General features: G+C 61.9%; 22 protein-coding genes. All 22 read left to right on the top strand.

Annotated elements, in window-relative coordinates; all coding sequences use genetic code 11:
* On the top strand, positions 1 to 211 hold a 211-nt coding region (locus tag G454_RS0108360), incomplete at its 5' end, for a zinc ribbon domain-containing protein (RefSeq protein WP_027718264.1).
* A 227-nt stretch (positions 212 to 438) separates the two neighbouring features.
* Positions 439 to 1470: a bis-aminopropyl spermidine synthase family protein gene (locus G454_RS0108355; RefSeq protein ID WP_051276099.1), complete on the top strand. Its 1032-nt coding sequence runs from the start codon at positions 439 to 441 to the stop codon at positions 1468 to 1470.
* A 163-nt stretch (positions 1471 to 1633) separates the two neighbouring features.
* A complete protein-coding gene (gene rpsB / locus G454_RS0108350; protein WP_027718262.1) occupies positions 1634 to 2353 on the top strand; it encodes a 30S ribosomal protein S2 in 720 nt (239 codons plus the stop codon).
* A gap of 111 nt (positions 2354 to 2464) precedes the next feature.
* A complete protein-coding gene (tsf, locus tag G454_RS0108345) occupies positions 2465 to 3085 on the top strand; it encodes a translation elongation factor Ts (RefSeq protein ID WP_027718261.1) in 621 nt (206 codons plus the stop codon).
* Between the two features lie 60 nt (positions 3086 to 3145).
* Positions 3146 to 3913 (top strand): UMP kinase, encoded by a 768-nt coding sequence (gene pyrH / locus G454_RS0108340; RefSeq protein WP_035107485.1) that lies wholly within the window; start codon positions 3146 to 3148, stop codon positions 3911 to 3913.
* A complete protein-coding gene (frr, locus tag G454_RS0108335; RefSeq protein ID WP_035107477.1) occupies positions 3876 to 4436 on the top strand; it encodes a ribosome recycling factor in 561 nt (186 codons plus the stop codon). Before pyrH ends, frr begins: the two co-directional genes overlap by 38 nt.
* Before the next feature lie 14 nt (positions 4437 to 4450).
* On the top strand, positions 4451 to 4654 hold the full coding sequence (locus G454_RS0108330; RefSeq protein ID WP_027718258.1) for a hypothetical protein: 204 nt from the start codon (positions 4451 to 4453) through the stop codon (positions 4652 to 4654).
* A 2-nt stretch (positions 4655 to 4656) separates the two neighbouring features.
* Positions 4657 to 4830 (top strand): DUF362 domain-containing protein, encoded by a 174-nt coding sequence (locus tag G454_RS0108325; protein ID WP_027718257.1) that lies wholly within the window; start codon positions 4657 to 4659, stop codon positions 4828 to 4830.
* A gap of 95 nt (positions 4831 to 4925) precedes the next feature.
* Complete coding sequence (locus G454_RS0108320) at positions 4926 to 5708, top strand: undecaprenyl pyrophosphate synthase (RefSeq protein ID WP_027718256.1); 783 nt, start codon at positions 4926 to 4928, stop codon at positions 5706 to 5708.
* On the top strand, positions 5687 to 6469 hold the full coding sequence (locus G454_RS0108315; RefSeq protein ID WP_027718255.1) for a phosphatidate cytidylyltransferase: 783 nt from the start codon (positions 5687 to 5689) through the stop codon (positions 6467 to 6469). The genes G454_RS0108320 and G454_RS0108315 overlap by 22 nt, the downstream gene beginning before the upstream one ends.
* 18 nt (positions 6470 to 6487) lie before the next feature.
* Positions 6488 to 7579 carry a sporulation integral membrane protein YtvI gene (gene ytvI / locus G454_RS0108310; RefSeq protein ID WP_027718254.1) on the top strand — a complete coding sequence of 364 codons (1092 nt, stop codon included), beginning with the start codon at positions 6488 to 6490 and terminating at the stop codon, positions 7577 to 7579.
* 21 nt (positions 7580 to 7600) lie between these two features.
* Entirely contained in the window at positions 7601 to 8752 is a 1152-nt protein-coding gene (locus G454_RS0108305) for a 1-deoxy-D-xylulose-5-phosphate reductoisomerase (protein ID WP_027718253.1), read from the top strand.
* 5 nt (positions 8753 to 8757) lie between these two features.
* Positions 8758 to 9777 carry an RIP metalloprotease RseP gene (gene rseP / locus G454_RS0108300; RefSeq protein ID WP_027718252.1) on the top strand — a complete coding sequence of 340 codons (1020 nt, stop codon included), beginning with the start codon at positions 8758 to 8760 and terminating at the stop codon, positions 9775 to 9777.
* 12 nt (positions 9778 to 9789) lie between these two features.
* Positions 9790 to 10929 carry a flavodoxin-dependent (E)-4-hydroxy-3-methylbut-2-enyl-diphosphate synthase gene (ispG, locus tag G454_RS18355; protein ID WP_084413372.1) on the top strand — a complete coding sequence of 380 codons (1140 nt, stop codon included), beginning with the start codon at positions 9790 to 9792 and terminating at the stop codon, positions 10927 to 10929.
* Positions 10865 to 12586, top strand: coding sequence for a proline--tRNA ligase (locus G454_RS0108290; protein WP_027718251.1), 1722 nt, complete (start codon positions 10865 to 10867; stop codon positions 12584 to 12586). Before ispG ends, G454_RS0108290 begins: the two co-directional genes overlap by 65 nt.
* Positions 12587 to 12588: 2 nt before the next feature.
* Positions 12589 to 13764, top strand: a complete 1176-nt coding sequence (locus G454_RS0108285) for an MGDG synthase family glycosyltransferase (RefSeq protein WP_027718250.1) — start codon at positions 12589 to 12591, stop codon at positions 13762 to 13764.
* 4 nt (positions 13765 to 13768) lie between these two features.
* The gene (locus G454_RS0108280) at positions 13769 to 14437 is read left to right on the top strand and encodes an MgtC/SapB family protein (RefSeq protein WP_027718249.1); all 669 of its coding nucleotides are present in this window, start codon (positions 13769 to 13771) and stop codon (positions 14435 to 14437) included.
* Positions 14438 to 14591: 154 nt separating this feature from the next.
* Positions 14592 to 15059 (top strand): ribosome maturation factor RimP, encoded by a 468-nt coding sequence (gene rimP / locus G454_RS0108275; protein ID WP_027718248.1) that lies wholly within the window; start codon positions 14592 to 14594, stop codon positions 15057 to 15059.
* A gap of 17 nt (positions 15060 to 15076) precedes the next feature.
* Positions 15077 to 16156, top strand: coding sequence for a transcription termination factor NusA (gene nusA, locus G454_RS18350; RefSeq protein WP_035107476.1), 1080 nt, complete (start codon positions 15077 to 15079; stop codon positions 16154 to 16156).
* A 30-nt stretch (positions 16157 to 16186) separates the two neighbouring features.
* Positions 16187 to 16456: an RNase P modulator RnpM gene (gene rnpM / locus G454_RS0108265; protein ID WP_027718247.1), complete on the top strand. Its 270-nt coding sequence runs from the start codon at positions 16187 to 16189 to the stop codon at positions 16454 to 16456.
* Positions 16453 to 16776, top strand: coding sequence for a L7Ae/L30e/S12e/Gadd45 family ribosomal protein (locus G454_RS0108260; protein WP_027718246.1), 324 nt, complete (start codon positions 16453 to 16455; stop codon positions 16774 to 16776). Before rnpM ends, G454_RS0108260 begins: the two co-directional genes overlap by 4 nt.
* Before the next feature lie 39 nt (positions 16777 to 16815).
* The gene (gene infB, locus G454_RS0108255) at positions 16816 to 19278 is read left to right on the top strand and encodes a translation initiation factor IF-2 (RefSeq protein ID WP_027718245.1); all 2463 of its coding nucleotides are present in this window, start codon (positions 16816 to 16818) and stop codon (positions 19276 to 19278) included.
* The last annotated feature ends 16 nt before the right edge of the window (positions 19279 to 19294 follow it).

Below are 19294 nucleotides of genomic sequence, written 5' to 3'. Positions count from 1 at the left end.
CGCATCCAAGGCCGCCCTTGCCGGGGTGCCCGTAATCTACGTCGACCCCAAGGAGACTTCCAAGACCTGTCCGCGGTGCGGGAATGTTTCCCGCTACAACCGGAAAACCCATGCCTGGTTCAAGTGCATCAGGTGCGGGTACCAGTCCGATGCGGACAGGGTTGGGGCTTTGAACATTGCCGCCAAAGCGCTCGATGCTCTCGGGGCATGACCCTGGGAGAAAGGGGAGCGTGGCACCCCTAAAGGCCAAGGTGATGATCCGGGTCATCCGGGGAATGCTGGCTAACCTGCGGTTGATCAGCCGCCATCCCACGACGGGATGCCCCCCAATTTATTGGGGGGAGGATGTCACAAAAACCTTTCGGTTACCAGGCGGGCTGTGGTATACTATTGTTTCAGTGAATTTGGTAATAAAAATTTTGGTACGGAGGTGAAATGTTGGACAGGGTAGAAGGCCAGATTTTACGCCGGTTGCTTTTAAAGCCCGCTACCTTTTGGCAGCTGATCAGGGAGCAGGACGGCCACCTGGCCAGGTATGTGGAGGTGCTGGAGGACCTGACCCGTAGGGGATTGATCCGCAGCGAGGGAGGGAGCATCTCCTTAACTTCCCGGGGGAGGGAAGTGGCCCAAGAGGAAGGGCTGTCTCCTCTGGAGTCGGTGGCCTGCCCCACCTGCGAGGGAAAGACGGTGGTCCTGCAGGGACGCTTTAAGGAGGTACTGGAAGAATTTCAGGAAATTGCCCGCCACAGGCCGCAGGCCATAGCCGAGTACGACCAGGGCTATGTGGATGCGGGGAGCACCGTGAGCCGCGTGGCGCTCATGTACCAGCGGGGAGACCTGGAAAACAAGGACATCTTCCTCATTGGCGACGATGATCTCACCAGCATTGCCATGGCCCTCACGGGGATGACCGGGCGCATTACCGTGCTGGAAGTGGATGAGCGGCTGGTAGACTTCATCAACGAGAATGCCGGCAGGAGGGGCTGGAAGAATCTTGCCGCTTACAAATACGATGTGCGCCGTCCCCTGCCCCCTGAATTTCGCGCCGCCTACGACACCTTCCTCATCGATCCGGTGGAAACCTTGCCGGGTATTAGCTTGTTTTTATACCGCTGCGCGGAGTCGTTAAAGGGCAAGGGGAGCGCCGGGTATTTTGGCCTCACCCACCTAGAGGCCTCTAGGGACAAGTGGTACCGGATTCAGAAGCTGATCCTGGAGATGAACTTTGTGATTACCGACATAATCCACGACTTTCACGAGTACGAGCTCGAGCGGGAGGGTTTTGTGGCCAAAAATTATCCCCTGGTGACCCGTGCTTTTGAGCGCCTGCCGGTTCCCGACATCAACTGGTACACATCGAACTTCTTCCGCCTGGAGGCTGTGGCACAGCCGCGGGTGCCGGAGGAGGCTCACGTTCCCTGGGGGCGCGAGCTCTACTTTGACGAGGAGGCCTACGCCACCCTTCCTTAAACGGCCTCACCGCCCTTGAACCCCAGGGAGGTTTGTGTTAGAATACTGCCTGACGTGTAACACGCACGCCGCCGGACTTCTTTAGGGGTGCCCCTGGCGGGGTCCTGCAGGAGTATGAAGGCGGCGGAGGTACTAAAACCAAAGGAGGTAAGTGCAAGCAAAGATGGCCATCATCTCCATGAAGCAGCTTTTGGAGGCCGGGGTGCACTTCGGGCACCAGACCCGCCGGTGGAACCCTAAAATGGCCCCCTATATTTTTACTGACCGCAACGGGATTTACATCATCGACCTGCAGAAAACGGTGCGCAAGCTGGAAGAGGCCTATAACTTCGTGCGCAACCTCTCCAGCGAGGGCGGTACCATCCTCTTTGTGGGCACCAAAAAGCAGGCGCAGGAGTCCATTAGGGAGGAAGCCGAGCGCTGCGGCATGTTTTACGTCAACCAGCGCTGGCTGGGCGGCATGCTCACCAACTTCCAGACCATTAAACGGCGCATTGACCGCCTCCACGAGCTCGAGCGCATGGAAGCCGAGGGAACCATGGCCGTTTTGCCCAAAAAGGAAGTGGCCAGGCTCTTGAAGGAAAAGGAAAAGCTGCAGCGCTTTTTGGGCGGCATCAAAAATATGAAGAAACTTCCCGACGCGCTCTTTGTGGTCGATCCCCGCAAGGAACGGATTGCCGTGGCCGAGGCGCGCAAGCTGGGGATTCCCATTGTGGCCATTGTGGACACCAACTGCGACCCCGATGAAATCGATTACGTCATCCCGGGCAACGATGATGCCATAAGGGCGGTGCGCCTTATTACCAGCAAGATAGCCGATGCGGTTTTGGAAGGGCGCCAGGGCGAGCAGATTGGTGAGACGAAGCCGCAAGGAGAGCAGTGAACCGGCAGGGGCCCCCTGGCTTAAGGGGGGAACCCCTCCTTTTTCTCTGGGGCAGGGTTTAAGCCCGCCCTGCCGGGGAAATAATCTCTTTTGGTGAGGAGGAGGAAATTAATGGCCGAAATCACGGCGGCAATGGTTAAAGAACTGCGCGAGCGCACCGGGGCCGGCATGATGGACTGCAAGAAGGCCCTGATGGCCACCGGCGGCGATATGGAGAAGGCCATCGATTACCTGCGGGAAAAGGGGCTGGCCCAGGCGGCCAAAAAGGCCGGGCGCCTGGCCACCGAAGGGGTGGTGGACGCCTACATCCACGGCGGCGGGCGCATCGGCGTCCTGGTAGAGGTGAACTGCGAGACGGACTTTGTGGCCAAGACCGACGAGTTCCGTCTCTTCGTGCGGGACATCGCCATGCAGATTGCCGCCGCCCGCCCGGAATACATAAAAAGGGAAGACGTCCCGGAGCACGTCATTGCGCGGGAAAAGGAGATCCTCGCCGCCCAGGCGGCCAACGAGGGCAAGCCGGAAAAGGTCATCGAGAAGATCGTACAGGGGCGCCTGGAGAAATTTTTCAAGGAAGTCTGCCTCCTGGAGCAGCCCTTCATTAAGAACCCAGACATTACAGTGCAGCAGCTTCTCACGGAGAAAATCGCCCGGCTGGGGGAAAACATCGTCATCCGCCGCTTTGCGCGCTTTGAGCTCGGCGAGGGCCTGGCAAAGCCGCAAGGAGACTAAGAGGATTTTCCTGCAGGCTGTAGAATAAAACTGGGGAAAGCGGAGGTAGCACCCGTGGGCGTGACGCCGGCTTGCAAGCCCAAGTACAGGCGCGTGGTCTTGAAGCTGAGCGGGGAGGCCCTGGCCGGTAACCGGGGGTACGGCATAGATCCCGATGTGGTGAAGTCTATTGCCGCGCAAATTGAGGAGCTGGCCGCCATGGGCGTGCAGGTGGCGGTGGTGGTGGGCGGGGGAAACATATGGCGCGGCGTGGCCGGCAGCGCCAAGGGGATGGACCGCGCCACCGCTGACTACATGGGCATGTTGGCCACGGTAATCAACGCCCTGGCGCTGCAGGACGCGCTGGAAAAGCAGGGCGTGAGCACGCGGGTTCAGACGGCCATTGAGATGCGCGAGGTGGCCGAACCCTACATACGGCGCCGGGCCATTCGCCACCTGGAAAAGGGGCGCGTGGTCATTTTTGCCGCCGGTACCGGCAACCCGTACTTTTCCACCGATACCACCGCCGCCCTGCGGGCCGCCGAGATTGAGGCGGACGTAATCCTCATGGCCAAGAGGGTTAACGGCGTTTACGATTCCGACCCCTTAAAGAATCCCCATGCCCGCCGCTTCGAGCGCCTGACGTACATCGATCTTTTAAACCGGGGCCTGGCGGTAATGGATTCCACCGCCACGTCCCTCTGCATGGATAACCGCATTCCCATCATCGTCTTTAATTTAAATGAGGAAGGCAACATTAAAAGGGCCGTGCTGGGGGAAAATGTAGGTACTTACGTGGGGGGTGATTTCGATGGCCACCAATCCGGTGATTGCCGAAGCGGAAAGTAACATGAAGAAGACCGTGGAAGTGGTCAAGAAGGAATTTGCTTCCTTGCGGGCCGGGCGGGCCACCCCAGCCCTGCTGGACAAGATTACCGTTTCTTATTACGGTACGCCGACCCCGATCAACCAGTTGGCCACCATATCCGTTCCCGAGCCGCGCCTCCTGGTCATCCAGCCCTGGGACAAGTCCGTTCTGCCGGAAATGGAAAGGGCTATTTTAAAGTCCGATTTAGGCATCACTCCCACCAGCGACGGCACGGTCATCCGCCTGACTATACCGCCTCTCACCCAGGAACGGCGCGCGGAGCTGGTAAAGATAATCAAAAAGAAGGCCGAAGAGGGCCGCGTAGCCATAAGGAACATCAGGCGGGAGTTCATAGAAAAATTTAAGCAACAGCAAAAGAATGGGGAAATTTCCGAGGACGAGTCCCGGCGCGCCCAGGACGAGATTCAAAAGCTGACGGACAAGTATGTAAAGGAAATCGACCAGCTGCTGGCCAGCAAAGAGCAGGAGATCATGCAGCTGTGAGGAGCACAGGCGCCTTGGAGCCGGACGTGCTCGCCTGGAGGCTGCCTGCAGCCGCAGAACTTTGCCGGCAGCTGGGCTGGGAAGTGGAGGTGGTACGCACGGCCCCTCCCGGGAGGAAACCGGGTGGGCCGGAAAGAGTCCTGCGGTTTCAAGCGGTAGCCCCCCGGAAGGCTGTGCTCACGGTGGCCTGCGAGGAAGAAAATCTTAAGGAGGGTTAACCATGGCCTACCGCATTGTTGCCGATGAGTGCCAGGCATGCGGGACCTGCCTGGAATCCTGCCCTACCGGGGCCATCCTGGAGGAGGAAGGGACCTACCGGATTGACCCCGAGAAGTGCGAGAGCTGCGGTACCTGCATGGATGCCTGCCCGACGGGAGCCATTGTGGAAGAGTAGCCGGCGGCAAGCCCCCTCTTTAAGGAGGGGGTTGTTTTAAATTTGAGGAGGAGGACGCGTTGCTTAAAAAGTGGGCTCACGCTCTCTTCGGCAGGATGAAAGGCCCCGGCCCTGAAGAGGCCCTCCTGGCCCAGCTGGACCGCTCACGCCTGCCCCGGCATGTGGCCATCATCATGGACGGTAACGGCCGGTGGGCCCAGATGAGGGGGCTGCCCAGAACGTACGGTCACCGGGCAGGCGTGGAATCGCTCCGGGAAGTGGTGCGGGCCTGCGTCGAGCTGGGCATCAAGTACCTGACCGTTTACGCCTTTTCTACGGAAAACTGGAAGAGGCCGCGGGAAGAAGTAAACGAGCTAATGGATTTGCTGGTGGAATATCTTTATAAGGAGATAGAGGAGCTGGCCGCCAACAACGTTAACCTTCATCCTATTGGCCGCCTGCAGGACCTGCCGCCGCACGCCCGGGAGGCGCTGGAAATGGCCGTTTCGCGCACCCGGCACAACACCGGCCTGGTGCTCAACCTCGCCCTGAACTACGGGGGGCGTAGCGAGCTTGTGGATGCCGTACGGGCCTTGGCCCGGCTGGTGAAAGAAGGCATGCTGTCGCCGGAAGAAATAGATGAGTCCACCGTTGCCGCCCACCTCTACACCGCCGGCCAGCCGGACCCGGACCTCCTCATCAGGCCCTCCGGGGATTTCCGCATCAGCAACTTTCTCCTGTGGCAGCTGTCGTACACCGAGTTCTGGTTGACTCCCGTAATGTGGCCCGATTTCCGGCGCGTGCACCTCCTCCAGGCCCTGGTGGATTTCCAGCGGCGGGAGCGCCGCTTTGGCGGGCTCTCTCGAGGTGAAGTGAGTTGCTGCGGCACCGGATCATAAGCGCCTTAATTGGCATCCCCCTCATTATTGCTGCCGTCTGGCACGGCAGCATTCCGCTCCTCATCCTTACGGGGCTGCTTATGGTCCTGGCCACCCTGGAGATGGTGGCCCTCTTCCAGAACCTGAACCTGTACCTCCCCTACGGGCTGACGGTGGCGGGCAGCCTCCTGGTGCTGGCCGGCGCTTACCTTTACCAGGACGCCGCCCTGGGCAAGAGCTTCACCCTGGTGTTATTTTTTGTGCTGGCCGCCGTGGTGCTGCTCTACCCCCGCTTTTCTCCCGTAGAAGGCGCGGTTACGGTGCTGGTCTCCCTCTACATAGGCCTCTTCGTTTACATATACCTCCTGCGGCTCTTGCCCAACGGCTGGATCTGGCTCACCTTTACCCTGGTAGGTACCTGGTCCACCGATACCGCGGCCTATTTCATCGGCCGCCGTTGGGGTCGCCGCCAGCTGGCTCCCCTTTTAAGCCCCAAAAAGACCGTAGAAGGTATGCTGGGGGGCTTTCTGGGCAGCCTCCTGGCTTCCCTGGCCTTTGCAGGCATATACCCTTTTTTGCCCCGCGGGCGGCTCCTGCTGCTGGGTTTTCTCCTGGGGCTGGCGGCTCTCATGGGCGACCTGGTGGAGTCGGCCTTAAAGCGCCAGGCCGGGGTAAAGGACGCCGGTGACATCATTCCCGGCCACGGGGGCATTCTCGACCGCTTCGACAGCATGCTTTTTACGGCGCCCCTGGTGTATTATTTTGTCAGCATGTTTATGTGATTTTTAGAGGTGAATCAGGTGCCCAGGGTTTTACGGGTCATCCTGTTTTTATGTACCGTTCTCCTCCTGTACTTCGTCTGGAAGTACGTCCTGCCCGAGCTGGCGCACATTTTCCGCTTTTTTACCGTAGCCTTAACCCCCTTTTTAATGGCCGTTGTGCTGGCCGTTTTAATCGACCCGATGGTGCGCTATGCCCAGGAAAAGCTGCGCCTTAAACGCCCCCTGGCGGTGGCTTGTGCCATGCTGCTGGTGGTGGGCGGCGCGGGTGCGCTGGCGGCGCTGCTGGTCCTCCGCCTGAGCGGGGAGCTGATGGAGCTGTCCGTACACCTGCCCCAGACCCTGGGGCCGCTGCAGGCGCAGTTTAACCGCCTGCTGGAACAGGGCAAGGTCTTTTACTTTCAGCTCCCTCCCCTGGTAACCCAGCGCCTGCAGGAGAATATGGGCGTGTTTACCACCTGGCTGTCGCGCCTGGCAGCCTCCCTGGCGGGGTTTTTAATCCACCTGGTGGCCTCCCTCCCCAGCGCGGTGGTGACCATCATTGTGGCCCTCATTGCCACCTATTTTTTCAGCCGGGACGCCCAGCTCATCACGGGATTGTGGCTAAAAGTGGTCCCGGAACCGTGGGGCCGCCACATGCTGGAGGTCAGCCGGCGGGTGGTGGGTGCGGCTTTCGGGTACCTGAGGGCCCAGACTTTCCTGGTTACCCTGACCACCCTGCAGAGCATTGTGGGGCTATACCTTATCGGTGCCAAGTATGCCCTCACGGTGGGCCTCCTGGTGGGCCTCTTTGACGTCATCCCCGTTTTAGGGCCGGCCACCATCTACATTCCCTGGGCCGTCTGGTCGTTCTTTACCGGCAAGATTGCCTTTGGCATAAAGCTACTCGTGCTCTACCTTCTCGTATGGGGGGTAAGGCAGGTGCTGGAGGCCAGGGTGGTGGCCGCCCACCTCGGCCTGCACCCGCTGGCCGTGATGGTGGCCATGTATGTGGGCTTAAAGGCCGTGGGGGTGCTGGGGCTGGTCCTGGGGCCCCTCACCCTCATAGCCCTGAAAGCCACTTTAAATGTAGTTGGCCCTTTTAATCACGGCGGTAACGGTAAAAAATCTTGAAGAGGGGTCTTGAGTAGGCCAATGAAAGAAATTGCCGTGCTGGGAAGTACCGGCTCTATTGGCCGGCAGGCCCTGGAGGTCATCCGCCGCTTTCCCTCCAGGCTCAAGGTGGTAGGCCTGGCCGGGGGCAGAAACTGGCCCCTCCTGGCCGAGCAGATTGAGGAGTTCTCCCCCCGCGTGGTGTCCCTGGCCACCCCCGAAGACGCGCAGGCGCTTGCGCGCCGGCTCGGCACAAGGCAGCGGCCGGAAATATACTGGGGGCAGGAGGGCCTGGCGGCGGTGGTGGCCTCCGTCGGCCGCGGGCTGGTTTTAAACGCCGTTTCCGGTGCCGCCGGGCTCCTGCCCACTGTGGAGGCGCTGCGAAGGGGGCTTGATGTGGCCCTGGCCAACAAGGAGACGCTGGTGGCCGGCGGGGAAGTGGTCATGAGGCTGGCGCGGGAAAAGGGGGCCAGCATACTCCCGGTGGACAGCGAGCATTCGGCCATCTGGCAGTGCCTGGCCGGGCATTCACCCGCGCAGGTGAGGCGGCTCATCCTCACCGCTTCCGGGGGCCCCTTTCGCCGGGAGCCCCGGGACCTCTCCCGGGTAACCGTGGAGCAGGCCCTGGCCCACCCCACGTGGCAGATGGGCAGGAAAATAACGGTAGATTCGGCCACCCTGATGAACAAGGGGCTGGAGGTTATCGAGGCGCACTGGCTTTTCGGCCTTGATTACGACTGCATCGAGGTGGTCGTTCACCCGCAGAGCATTGTGCACTCCATGGTGGAGTTTGTAGACGGGTCCGTGCTCGCGCAAATGGGCCTTCCGGACATGCGCCTGCCCATCCAGTACGCCCTTTCCTACCCCGAGCGCTGGCCCGCGGACTTTCCCCGCCTGGACCTCTGCCGTGTGGGCACCCTCACCTTTGAGCCGCCGGATACCGGCCGCTTCCCTTGCCTTGCGCTGGCCTATGCGGCGGGACGGGAGGGCGGCACCATGCCGGCGGTGCTCAACGCCGCCAACGAGGTGGCCGTGGCGGCCTTTCTGGAGGGGAAAATTGCCTTTAGCCGCATCCCGGAAGTGGTATCCGGGGTGATGGAAGAGCACCGGGCCGTACGGAAGCCCGGCCTGGAAGAGATCATGGCGGCCGACCGCTGGGCACGCCAGAAGGCCCGAGAGAAAGTGGGTGGGTGAACGCAATGCAGACCTTCTGGGCATCCGTTTTTGTCTTCGGGCTGCTCATCTTCATTCACGAACTCGGCCATTTTCTCGTGGCCAAGCGGGTGGGCATTAAGGTGCACGAGTTCAGCCTGGGGTTTGGGCCCAGGCTTGCCGGCTTTGCCTTTAGGGGGACCACCTACAACCTGCGCTTAGTCCCGCTGGGGGGCTTTGTGCGTATGGCCGGGATGGACCCGCAGGAAGAAGTGGAGGATGAAGAGAGCAGCTTCCAGCATAAGACCGTGGGCCAGCGGGCGGCGGTAATTGCCGCCGGCCCCCTGATGAATTTCCTCCTGGCTGTGGTGCTCCTGGCCGTGATCTTTTTCTTCCAGGGCTTTCCCGTGCCCACTACTACCGTTGCCCGCCTGGTCCCGGGCCAGCCGGCGGAAAAGGCGGGCCTTTTGCCCGGGGACAGGATTGTGGCCGTCAACGGGCAGCCGGTGAAGAGCTGGGAAGAAATGACCCGCACCATCAACGGCCACCCAGGGCAGCGCATTGTGGTGACAGTGGAAAGGCAGGGCCAGGTCCTGGATTTTGCCATGGTCACAGCCGTGGACGAGCGCGGCCGGGGAAAGATCGGCATTTACCCCCGCCAGGAGCCGCAGCGTCTGAACCCCGTGGCGGCGTTGCTCAGGGGTGCCGAGTACACCGCGCGCCTGGCGGGAGTGATCCTGCTCTTTGTGGGCAAGATGGTGGTGGGGGCGGCGCCGGCGGAAGTGGGCGGCCCCGTGCGCATCGTGCAGGAAATCCATGCCGCCGTGCAGCTGGGGGTATACTACCTCCTGCAACTGGCCGCTTTCTTGAGCGTCAACCTGGCCCTGTTTAACCTCCTGCCCGTTCCCGCCCTTGACGGGAGCCGCCTGCTCTTCCTGGCCGCCGAGGCCATACGGGGCAAGCCGCTGGACCCGGCCAAGGAAAATTTCATCCACCTCATCGGCTTCGGGCTGCTTATCCTCCTTATTGTCTTTATTACCTACCGGGATATATTACAATTAATGTAACGGGGGAAAGCCATGGAAAGGAGGAAAACGAGGCCCGTTTTTATCGGCCCGGTCCAGGTGGGCGGCGGTGCCCCCATTTCCGTGCAGTCCATGACCAACACGGACACGCGCGATGTTAAGGCCACCCTGGAGCAGATCCGCCGGCTGGCACGGGCCGGCTGCGAGATCGTGCGCGTGGCCGTTCCGGACCGCGAAGCGGCCAGGGCCCTGAAGGAGATTAAGGCCGGTTCGCCCATTCCGGTGGTGGCCGATATCCACTTCGATTACCGCCTGGCGCTGGCAGCCCTGGAGGCGGGCGTGGACGGCCTGCGCATTAATCCCGGCAACATAGGCGGGCGGGAAAGGGTGGCCGCGGTGGTCGAGGCGGCCCGGGCAAGAAAAGTGCCCATCCGCATAGGGGTTAACGCCGGCTCCCTGGAGAGGGACCTCCTGGCCAAGTACGGCGGCCCGACACCGCAGGCCATGGTGGAGAGCGCGCTGCGCCACATTAACCTCCTGGAGGAGCTGAGTTACCGCGAATACAAGGTGTCCCTCAAAGCTTCCGATGTGCCGCTGATGCTTGAAGCCTACCGCTTGCTGGCCGGGCAGGTGGACTGCCCTTTTCACGTGGGGGTTACCGAGGCGGGCACCCTGGAGAGGGGGGCCATAAAGTCTGCCGTGGGCATCGGGGCCCTCCTGGCCCAGGGGATCGGGGATACCATCAGGGTATCCCTCACAGCCGACCCGGTGGAGGAGGTACGCGTGGCCTACGAGATTCTGAAGGCCTTGGGCTTGCGCAAAAGGGGCATAGAGTTAATATCCTGCCCCACCTGCGGGCGCACCTGCGTGGACGTGGAGCGCATTGCCAGGGAAGTGGAGGAGCGCCTCGCCTGGGTGGAGGAACCCGTAAAGGTGGCCGTTATGGGGTGCGCCGTTAACGGTCCGGGCGAGGCCCGGAGCGCCGACGTGGGCCTTGCCGGGGGCCGGGGGGCAGGGGTCATTTTCCGTGCCGGGCGGGTGGTGGGCCGGGTGCCGGAGAAAGAACTGGTGGAAGCCCTGGTAAGGGAAGTGGAAAAACTGCTGGCAGAAAAAGGAGGAAGGGTGGAAGGTGCGCGCCAGTCAGCTGCTCATGCCAACCCTGAGGGAAGTGCCGGCGGAAGCCGAGGTCGTTAGCCACCAGCTCCTGCTGCGGGCGGGTTTCATCCGCAAGGTAGCGGCAGGCATTTACAACATCCTACCGCTGGGCTGGCGGGTAGTCAGGAAGATTATGCAAATTATCAGAGAAGAGATGGACAGGCAGGGCGGGCAGGAAATCATGATGCCCATTGTCCAGCCCGCCGAACTCTGGCAGGAATCCGGGCGCTGGGACGTTTACGGGCCGGAACTTTTCCGGCTCAAGGACAGGCACGGGCGGGATTTCTGCCTGGCCCCCACCCATGAGGAGATCGTCACGGCCCTGGTGCGCCAGGAGGTTAACTCCTACCGCCAGCTGCCTTTACTTCTTTACCAGATCCAGAACAAGTACCGCGACGAGCGCCGCCCCCGCTTCGGCCTGATGAGGGGCCGCGAGTTCATTATGAAAGACCTTTATTCCTTCGACCGCGACGAGGCCGGCCTGGATATCAGCTACCAGAAGATGTTCACGGCCTATACCAGGGTGTTCCAGCGGTGCGGCCTCAGGTTCCGCCCGGTGGAGGCCGATTCCGGGGCCATCGGCGGCAACGTCACCCACGAGTTCATGGTCCTGGCGGAGTCGGGTGAGGCGCTGGTAGTTTTCTGCCCCCGGGAGGAGTGCGGCTATGCGGCCAACGTGGAGCGGGCCGTTTCACCCCCCCGTCGGGAAGAGGCGGTGGAAGAGGCGCGCGCGGTGCAGCTGGTTTCTACCCCCAGCATGCACACCGTTACGCAGGTGGCCGCCTACCTGGGCGTGGAGCCCTCCCGGATCATTAAAACCATTCTTTTCCAGACAGAGAAGGGAACGGTGGCGGCCCTGGTGCGCGGCGACCGGGAGGTGAACGAGGTTAAGCTGCAGAGGGTTCTGGGCGTGCTGCGCCTGGAGATGGCCGACGCTGAGGCTGTGGAGGAGATAACGGGGGCGGCGCCGGGTTATGCCGGCCCGGTGGGGCTAAAAGGCGTGGAAGTCGTGGCCGACGAAGAAGTCACGGGGATGGTAAATGCCGTGGCCGGCGCCAACAAGAACGATGCCCACCTCTTGAACGTTAATCCGGGCCGGGACTTTGCGCCCCACAGAGTGGCTGACATCCGGCAGGTGCGGGCGGGAGACCCCTGCCCCCGGTGCGGCGAAGCACTGCAGGAGGCGCGGGGCATCGAGGTCGGCCAGATCTTCAAGCTGGGGGACAAGTACAGCCGCGCCCTAGGGGCCTATTACCTGGACGAGTACGGCCAGAGCCGTCCCATCATCATGGGCTGTTACGGCATCGGGGTGACCAGGACCATGGCCGCGGCGGTGGAGCAGAACCACGACGAAAACGGTATTATCTGGCCCGTGCCCATTGCGCCCTACCACGTGGTGGTGGTGCCCGTTAACTACCGGGAAGAGGCCCAGGCGCAGTTGGCCGAGGAGGTCTACCGGGAACTGCTCGCGGCAGGTATCGAGGTAGTTCTGGACGACCGCCCGGAGAGGGCGGGAGTTAAATTTAAGGATGCCGACCTGGTGGGCTATCCCCTGCGCATCACCGTGGGCGCAAGGGCGGTGGAAACGCGAAACCTGGAAGTGCGATACCGGGCCACGGGGGAGACACAGGAAGTCCCCCTCGAGGGCCTCGTTTCCCACGTGCAGGAGTTTATCGCCTCTGCCGTAAGGGGATAGCCATGGGTGCTCTGCAGAGGGTGGCCATTTTATCCGTATCGGCGGGTACCGGGCACATGCGGGTGGCCGAGGCCCTGGCGGCAGCAGTAAAAGAAGAAAACCCGGGGGCACAGGTATTCGTCCTGGATACCTTCCGCTATGCCAGCCCCTTCCTGGAAAAGCTGGTCCTGGGGACGTACATGGAGATGCTCAAGTTTACCCCTGCCGTGTACGGCTACCTCTACCGGGGCGCAGAGGGGAGGCGCCCCCTGGCGGGGCTGGTGAAGCAGGAATTTAACCGCATCTTGAACAGGGTGGCCGCGCCGCGGCTGGCCGAATTTTTACAGGATGTGCGCCCTCAGGTAATCGCCTGCACGCACCCTTTTCCCGTGGGCATTTTGGACCAGCTCAAGAAAAGGGGCCTGCTGCACGTGCCCGTGGTGGCTGCCGTAACCGACTTTACCGTTCACCCCTTCTGGATTTTCCCCCGCGTGGAGGCGTACCTGGTGGCCGGCGAGGACTTAAAAGAACCCTTCCGCCAGTTTGGCTACCCGGTGGAGCGCGTCCACGCCACGGGTATTCCCATTGATCCTGCTTTTGCCCGCCCGGTGGATGTGCGGCGCCTGCAGCGGGAGCTCGGTCTGGACCCGGCGCTTCCCGCCGTCCTGGTTACGGGCGGCGGCCTGGGCATGGGGCCGCTGGCGGAGGTGGTGCGGCGCCTAATGGAGGGGCCCGCTTCCTGCCAGCTCCTGGTGCTTACCGGACAAAACGAGCAGCTCCGCCACAGGCTTTCCCGTTTGGCCGCCGGTGCCGCCTGCCCGGTAAAGGTTTTGGGCTTTGCACGGAACGTGCACGAGTTGATGTCCGTTGCCCAGCTCATGGTGGGAAAGGCCGGAGGCATCAGCTGCGCGGAGGCCCTCTCCAAGGGCCTGCCCGTGGTCATTGTAAGCCCCCTGCCCGGCCAGGAAGAGCGCAACGCCGCATACCTCTGCCGGGCAGGCGCTGCCGTCCTGGTGGGCAGGGTGGAGATGGTGGGGCAGGAAGTGGCCTCGCTCCTTGGCGATAAGGAGCGCTACCGCCGCATGGCGCAAGCATCGGCCGGCCTGGGGCGCCCCCGGGCGGCAAGAGAAGCGGTGGCCCTCATGCGTCTTCTGGTGGAGGAGTCCAGCGTGCGCTGGGAGGGTAGGGCTGGGGGGTAGGAACATGCTCTCCGAACAGGAAATCCTCATCCGCATGTTTATGGCCGTGTTTCTGGGAGGCCTGATAGGGCTTGAACGGGAGAGGCTTTACGTTACCCTGCGCGCTTACTCGGCGGGTTTCCGCACGCACATCCTAGTGTGCCTGGGGGCGGCCCTGGCCATGGTGGTTTCCGAGGAGCTGCACTTTCAGTTCAAGGGCGACGCGGGGCGCATTGCCGCCCAGGTGATCAGCGGGATCGGCTTTCTGGGAGCCGGGGCAATTTTGCGGGAAGGCTACCTGGTGCGCGGGCTCACCACCGCGGCCAGCCTGTGGGCCGTAGCCTGTATCGGCCTGGCCGCCGGGGCGGGCTACTACCTGGCTGCGACCTTGACTACCTTCCTGGTCCTCTTTGCCCTTGTCATCCTGGGCACCATCGAAGACCAGGTACGCAAGGCCCGCCATCAGGACGTGCTGTGCATTGCCGTCTGCGACCACCCGGAAACCATCCACCAGGTGGGTTCCCTGCTGGAGGAGGTGGGCATCATCAGGAAGATAGAGGTGGAGAAGCAGTTACAGGAAAACTGCCAGATCATGCAGGTGGCCATTCAGTTTAAGCCCCATGTAGACCAGGTGCTGGTTTTAAACAAGCTGGCGGCCATGCCCGGGGTGTACCGCGTGGAGCAGCAGAGGTAAAGGTTTGGCCATCTCCTCTTGCATTCGGGGTGCTTTTTGTGTATACTAAGTTTGGCTTGTGTGGCTATGCTGTTTATTGGGATGAGCAGGAGTGGGTGTTTCCCCACTCTTTCGTGTTATTTACCGCGTAATTTAGGCAAAGGGGGAAGGAACCGTGGCTAAAAGCAAGGTGGTGGCGGTGGTTGAGGAGCTGGCCCGGCCGGTGGTTGCGTCGCTGGGAATGGAGTTGGTGGACGTGGAGTACGTCAAGGAGGGAGGGCGCTGGTACCTGCGCGTTTTCATCGATAAGCCCGGGGGGGTAACGCTTGACGACTGCCAGGCGGTATCGGAGAGGCTGGACCCGCTCCTGGACGAAACGGACCCCATTCCCCACTCGTACCACCTGGAGGTTTCTTCTCCCGGCGTGGAGCGCCCGCTCAAAAAGCCCTCCGATTACGAGCGCTTTGCGGGCCGGCGGGTACAGCTCACCACCTTCACCTCCCTAGACGGGCAGAAAAGGTTTACCGGGCACCTGGTGGGCCTGGTGGACCAGGAGGTGGTGCTGGTTACCGATGACGGCCGGGAAAGGAGGATCCCCCTGGCCCAGGTGGCACAGGCCCGCTTGAAAGCAACTTGGTCCTAGGAGGATAATGAGGGGAAATGAAGGGGGAAATTTTGCTAGCCATAAGGGAGCTGGAGAAAGAAAAGGGCATCCCCGCAGATGTGCTTTTTGAGGCGCTGGAAGCCGCCCTGCTTTCTGCCTACCGGCGCAATTTTGGCTCCGCGCAAAACGCCCGGGTGGTCATTGACCGGGAAACGGGGGATTTTAAGGTTTATTCCCAGCGCACGGTGGTGGAGGAGGTCCAGGACCCCCGCCTGGAGATCTCGCTGGAGGAGGCCCGCAAGATAGACCCCCGGTACAAGGTGGGGGACGTGGTGGAGAAGGAGGTTACGCCGCGGAACTTCGGACGCATAGCCGCCCAGACGGCCAAGCAGGTGGTGGTCCAGCGCATTCGCGAGGCGGAGCGCAACGCCATATACGAGGAATACGCCAGCCGTGAGGGGGACATTGTCACCGGGATTATACAGCGGGTGGACCAGAAAAACGTTTACATCAGCCTCGGGCGCACGGAGGCCATCCTCACTCCTGCCGAGCAGATGCCCGGCGAGGAGTACCGCCCGGGAACGCGGATTAAAACCTACATTGTGGAAGTTCGCCGCACCACCAAGGGGCCGCAGATACTGGTTTCCCGCACCCACCCGGGGCTTTTGAAGAGGCTTTTGGAGCTGGAAGTGCCGGAGTTACAGGAGGGCATTGTGGAGCTGAAAGCCATAGCCCGGGAGGCCGGGTACCGCTCCAAGATTGCCGTGTACTCCCGGGACGAGAACGTGGATCCGGTGGGGGCCTGTGTGGGGCCCAAAGGGATGAGGATCCAGGCCGTGGTCAACGAGCTTAACGGCGAAAAAATCGATGTCATCAAGTGGAACCCCGACCCTTCAAAGTTTGTGGCAGCCTCCCTGAGCCCGGCCAAGGTGGTGGCCGTGGAAATCTGGGAAGAAGAGAAAATCGCGCGCGTTATCGTGCCAGACAACCAGCTCTCGCTGGCCATCGGCAGGGAAGGGCAGAATGCCCGCTTGGCGGCCAAGCTTACGGGCTGGAAGATCGACATCAAGAGCGAGTCCCAGATGCAGGAGATTTACGCCCAGGAATACGGGTACTACGATGAGCAAACCCTCTAAGGCGGAAAGCTTGAAGGGTGGTGGTAAGGCTTGCCGAAGGTAAAGAAAATTCCCCAGCGCATGTGCGTGGGTTGTCAGGAGATGCGCCCCAAAAAGGAGCTCATCCGTGTGGTGCGCACCCCGCAGGGCGAAGTGGAAATCGATCCGACGGGCAAGCGCTCGGGGCGCGGCGCGTACATTTGCCCGCGCCTGGAGTGCCTGGAAAAGGCGGTCAAGGGCAGGCGCCTGGAAAGGGCCCTGCAGCGTCCGGTAGGGCAGGAAATCATCCAATCCCTGGCCGAGGGGTTAAAGGGCCAGTGAGCTGGGAGCGCGTGAAGCAGATGCTCCACCTGGCCCGGCGCGCCCGGGTTATTATCGGCGGGGACAGGGCGGTGCGCCTGGCCATACGCAAGAGGCGTGCGAAATTTATCCTGATTGCGGAGGATGCCGCGGAGCGTACCAAGAGAAACATTCTCTTTTACGCCAGGAGAGCCGGGGTGCCCGCGGCGGTATACGGGCGGAAAGAAGAGCTGGGGCTGGTGCAGAACCGGTCCAGCTGCGCCGTGATAGCCGTGATGGACGAAAATTTTGCCCGGGGGATTATGCAGTACCTGACGGCAGGCAGGGAGGATATTATGTAGTGGCAGCTGGCCGCTGTGGTTTAACTGGAGGTGTTAATATTGTCTAAAAAAAGGGTCCATGAACTGGCTAAAGAACTGAACATGGAAAGCAAGGAGCTTATTAAAAAGCTTAACGAGATGGGTATGGCGGTAAAATCCCCCCTCTCCACGCTGGAGGATAAGGAAGTGGAGCGGTTTATGGCCAGGGTGAAGGGGAAGAGCGCACCTGCGCCCCAGCCCCAGCAGCCTCCGGCCAGACCGGCTGCAGCCGAGCGGCCCCCGCAGCCTGAGAGGTCGCCCAAAGGGGAAAGGCCGGAGGAGAGGCGGCGGGAGGGCCGCGGCCCAAGGCATGAGGCACGGCGTTACGACCGCGGGCCGGGGCTGGTGGATCGCGTGCCCTCCCGCCCTCCGGACAGGCGGTTTCAGGAGCGCCCCTTAAAGGTCGAGCCGCCCAGGCCGAAGCCCGCCAGACCCCCGGAGCGGGCAAGAGGCCCGGAGGCTCCTCCCCAGCCCCCGCGCCCGCCGCGCCCCGAGCACTTGAGGGTGCCCAGCGTGCCCCAGGAGGTTAAGGCGGTTTCCGAAAAGGTGCGCCAGGATAAGGCCCGCGTGGAGAAGAAGCAGGAGAGGGAATACGCCGAGCGGGCCCGCGACCGCAAGGAACTCCTCCTGGAAGAAACCCTGGTGGACCGCAAGCTGCGCCAACAGGTGGTGCAGAAGAAGAAGGCCGCTCCGGATGAGCCTGCGCCCCAGCAGGTGGCGGAGAAAAAGCCCATTGTTATCGGGGAATCCGTTACGGTAAAAGAACTGGCCGAAAAAATGAAAAAGAGCCCCGCCGAGGTGATCAAGAAGCTCCTCATGCTGGGCGTCGTGGCCACCATCAACCAGGAAATAGATGCCGATACCGCCGGCGTGGTGGCCGCGGAGTTTGGCTTTGAAGTGGAGGTCAAGGTGGAGCCGGACATCGAGGCCCAGCTCCTGCAAGAGCCCGAGGAAGACCCGTCGGCTCTCGTACCCCGCCCCTGCGTGGTTACGGTGATGGGCCACGTGGACCACGGCAAGACCTCCCTTTTAGACGCCATCCGCCAGACCAACGTCACGGCCACCGAGGCTGGGGGCATCACCCAGCATATCGGGGCCTACCAGGTGGAGCACAACGGCAAGAAGATTACCTTCCTGGATACGCCCGGCCACGAGGCCTTTACCGCCATGCGCGCCCGAGGAGCCAAGGTCACCGACATTGCCGTGCTGGTGGTGGCCGCCGACGACGGCGTCATGCCCCAGACCGTAGAAGCCATCAACCACGCCAGGGCGGCTGGCGTGCCCATCATTGTGGCCATCAACAAGATCGATAAGCCCAACGCCAACCCGGAAAGGGTCAAGCAGCAGCTCACCGAGTACGGCCTGGTGGCCGAGGAGTGGGGCGGGGATACCGTCATGGTCCCGGTGAGCGCCAAGACCCGCCAGGGTCTTGAGGACCTCCTGGAGATGATCCTCCTGGTGGCGGAAATGCAGGAGCTCAAGGCCAACCCCAACCGCCCCGCGCGGGGGACGGTAATCGAGGCCAGGCTCGATAAAGGGCGCGGGCCGGTGGCCACGGTGCTGGTGCAGAACGGCACCCTGGAGGTGGGCGATAACCTGGTGGCCGGCACCACCTGGGCCCGCGTGCGGGCCATGCTCGATCACAAGGGCCGGCGGGTCAAGAAGGCCTCCCCCTCCATGCCCGTGGAGGTGCTGGGCTTTGCCGAAGTGCCCCAGGCCGGCGACCAGTTTTTCGTCGTACCCGATGAGAAGACGGCTCGCCAGATAGCTGAAAAGCGTGCCTCCAGGAAGCGCGAGGAAGAGTTCCGGGCGGCGGCGCCGCGCGTTTCTTTAGACGACCTCTTCAGGCAAATTAAAGAGGGCCAGGTCAAGGAGCTGCGCATCATCATTAAGGCCGACGTGCAGGGCTCGGCGGAGGCCTTGAAGCAGGCTTTGGAAAGGCTTTCCACGGAAGAGGTAAAGGTAAGCATCATTCACCAGGGCGTGGGGGCCATAACCGAAACGGACATCATGCTGGCTTCCGCCTCCAACGCCATCATCATCGGCTTTAACGTGCGCCCCGACGTAAATGCCCGGCGCGTGGCTGAGCGGGAGAAGGTGGATATCCGCCTCTACCGTGTCATTTACGAGGCCATCGACGACGTAAAGAAGGCCATGAGCGGGTTGCTGGAGCCGGAGTACCGGGAAGTTTTCCTGGGGCGGGCCGAAGTACGCAAGATCTTTAAGATCTCCAAGGTGGGTACGGTGGCCGGTTGCTACGTTACCGAAGGAAAAATTACCCGCGACGCCGGCGTGCGGTTGCTCCGCGACGGCAAGGTGGTTTATGAAGGCAGGCTGGCTTCCCTCAAGCGCTTTAAGGATGACGTGCGCGAGGTAGCGCAGGGCTACGAGTGTGGCCTTTCGCTGGAGAAATATAATGAGATTCAGGAAGGCGATATCATCGAGGCCTACACCATGGAGGCCGTAAAGAGGGAACTGGCCTAGCCAGGCAGCGGCAGGA

The sequence above is a fragment of the Desulfovirgula thermocuniculi DSM 16036 genome, from assembly GCF_000429345.1.
GTDB lineage: Bacteria > Bacillota > Desulfotomaculia > Desulfotomaculales > Desulfovirgulaceae > Desulfovirgula > Desulfovirgula thermocuniculi.
This window is presented reverse-complemented; position numbering and strand designations above follow the sequence as displayed.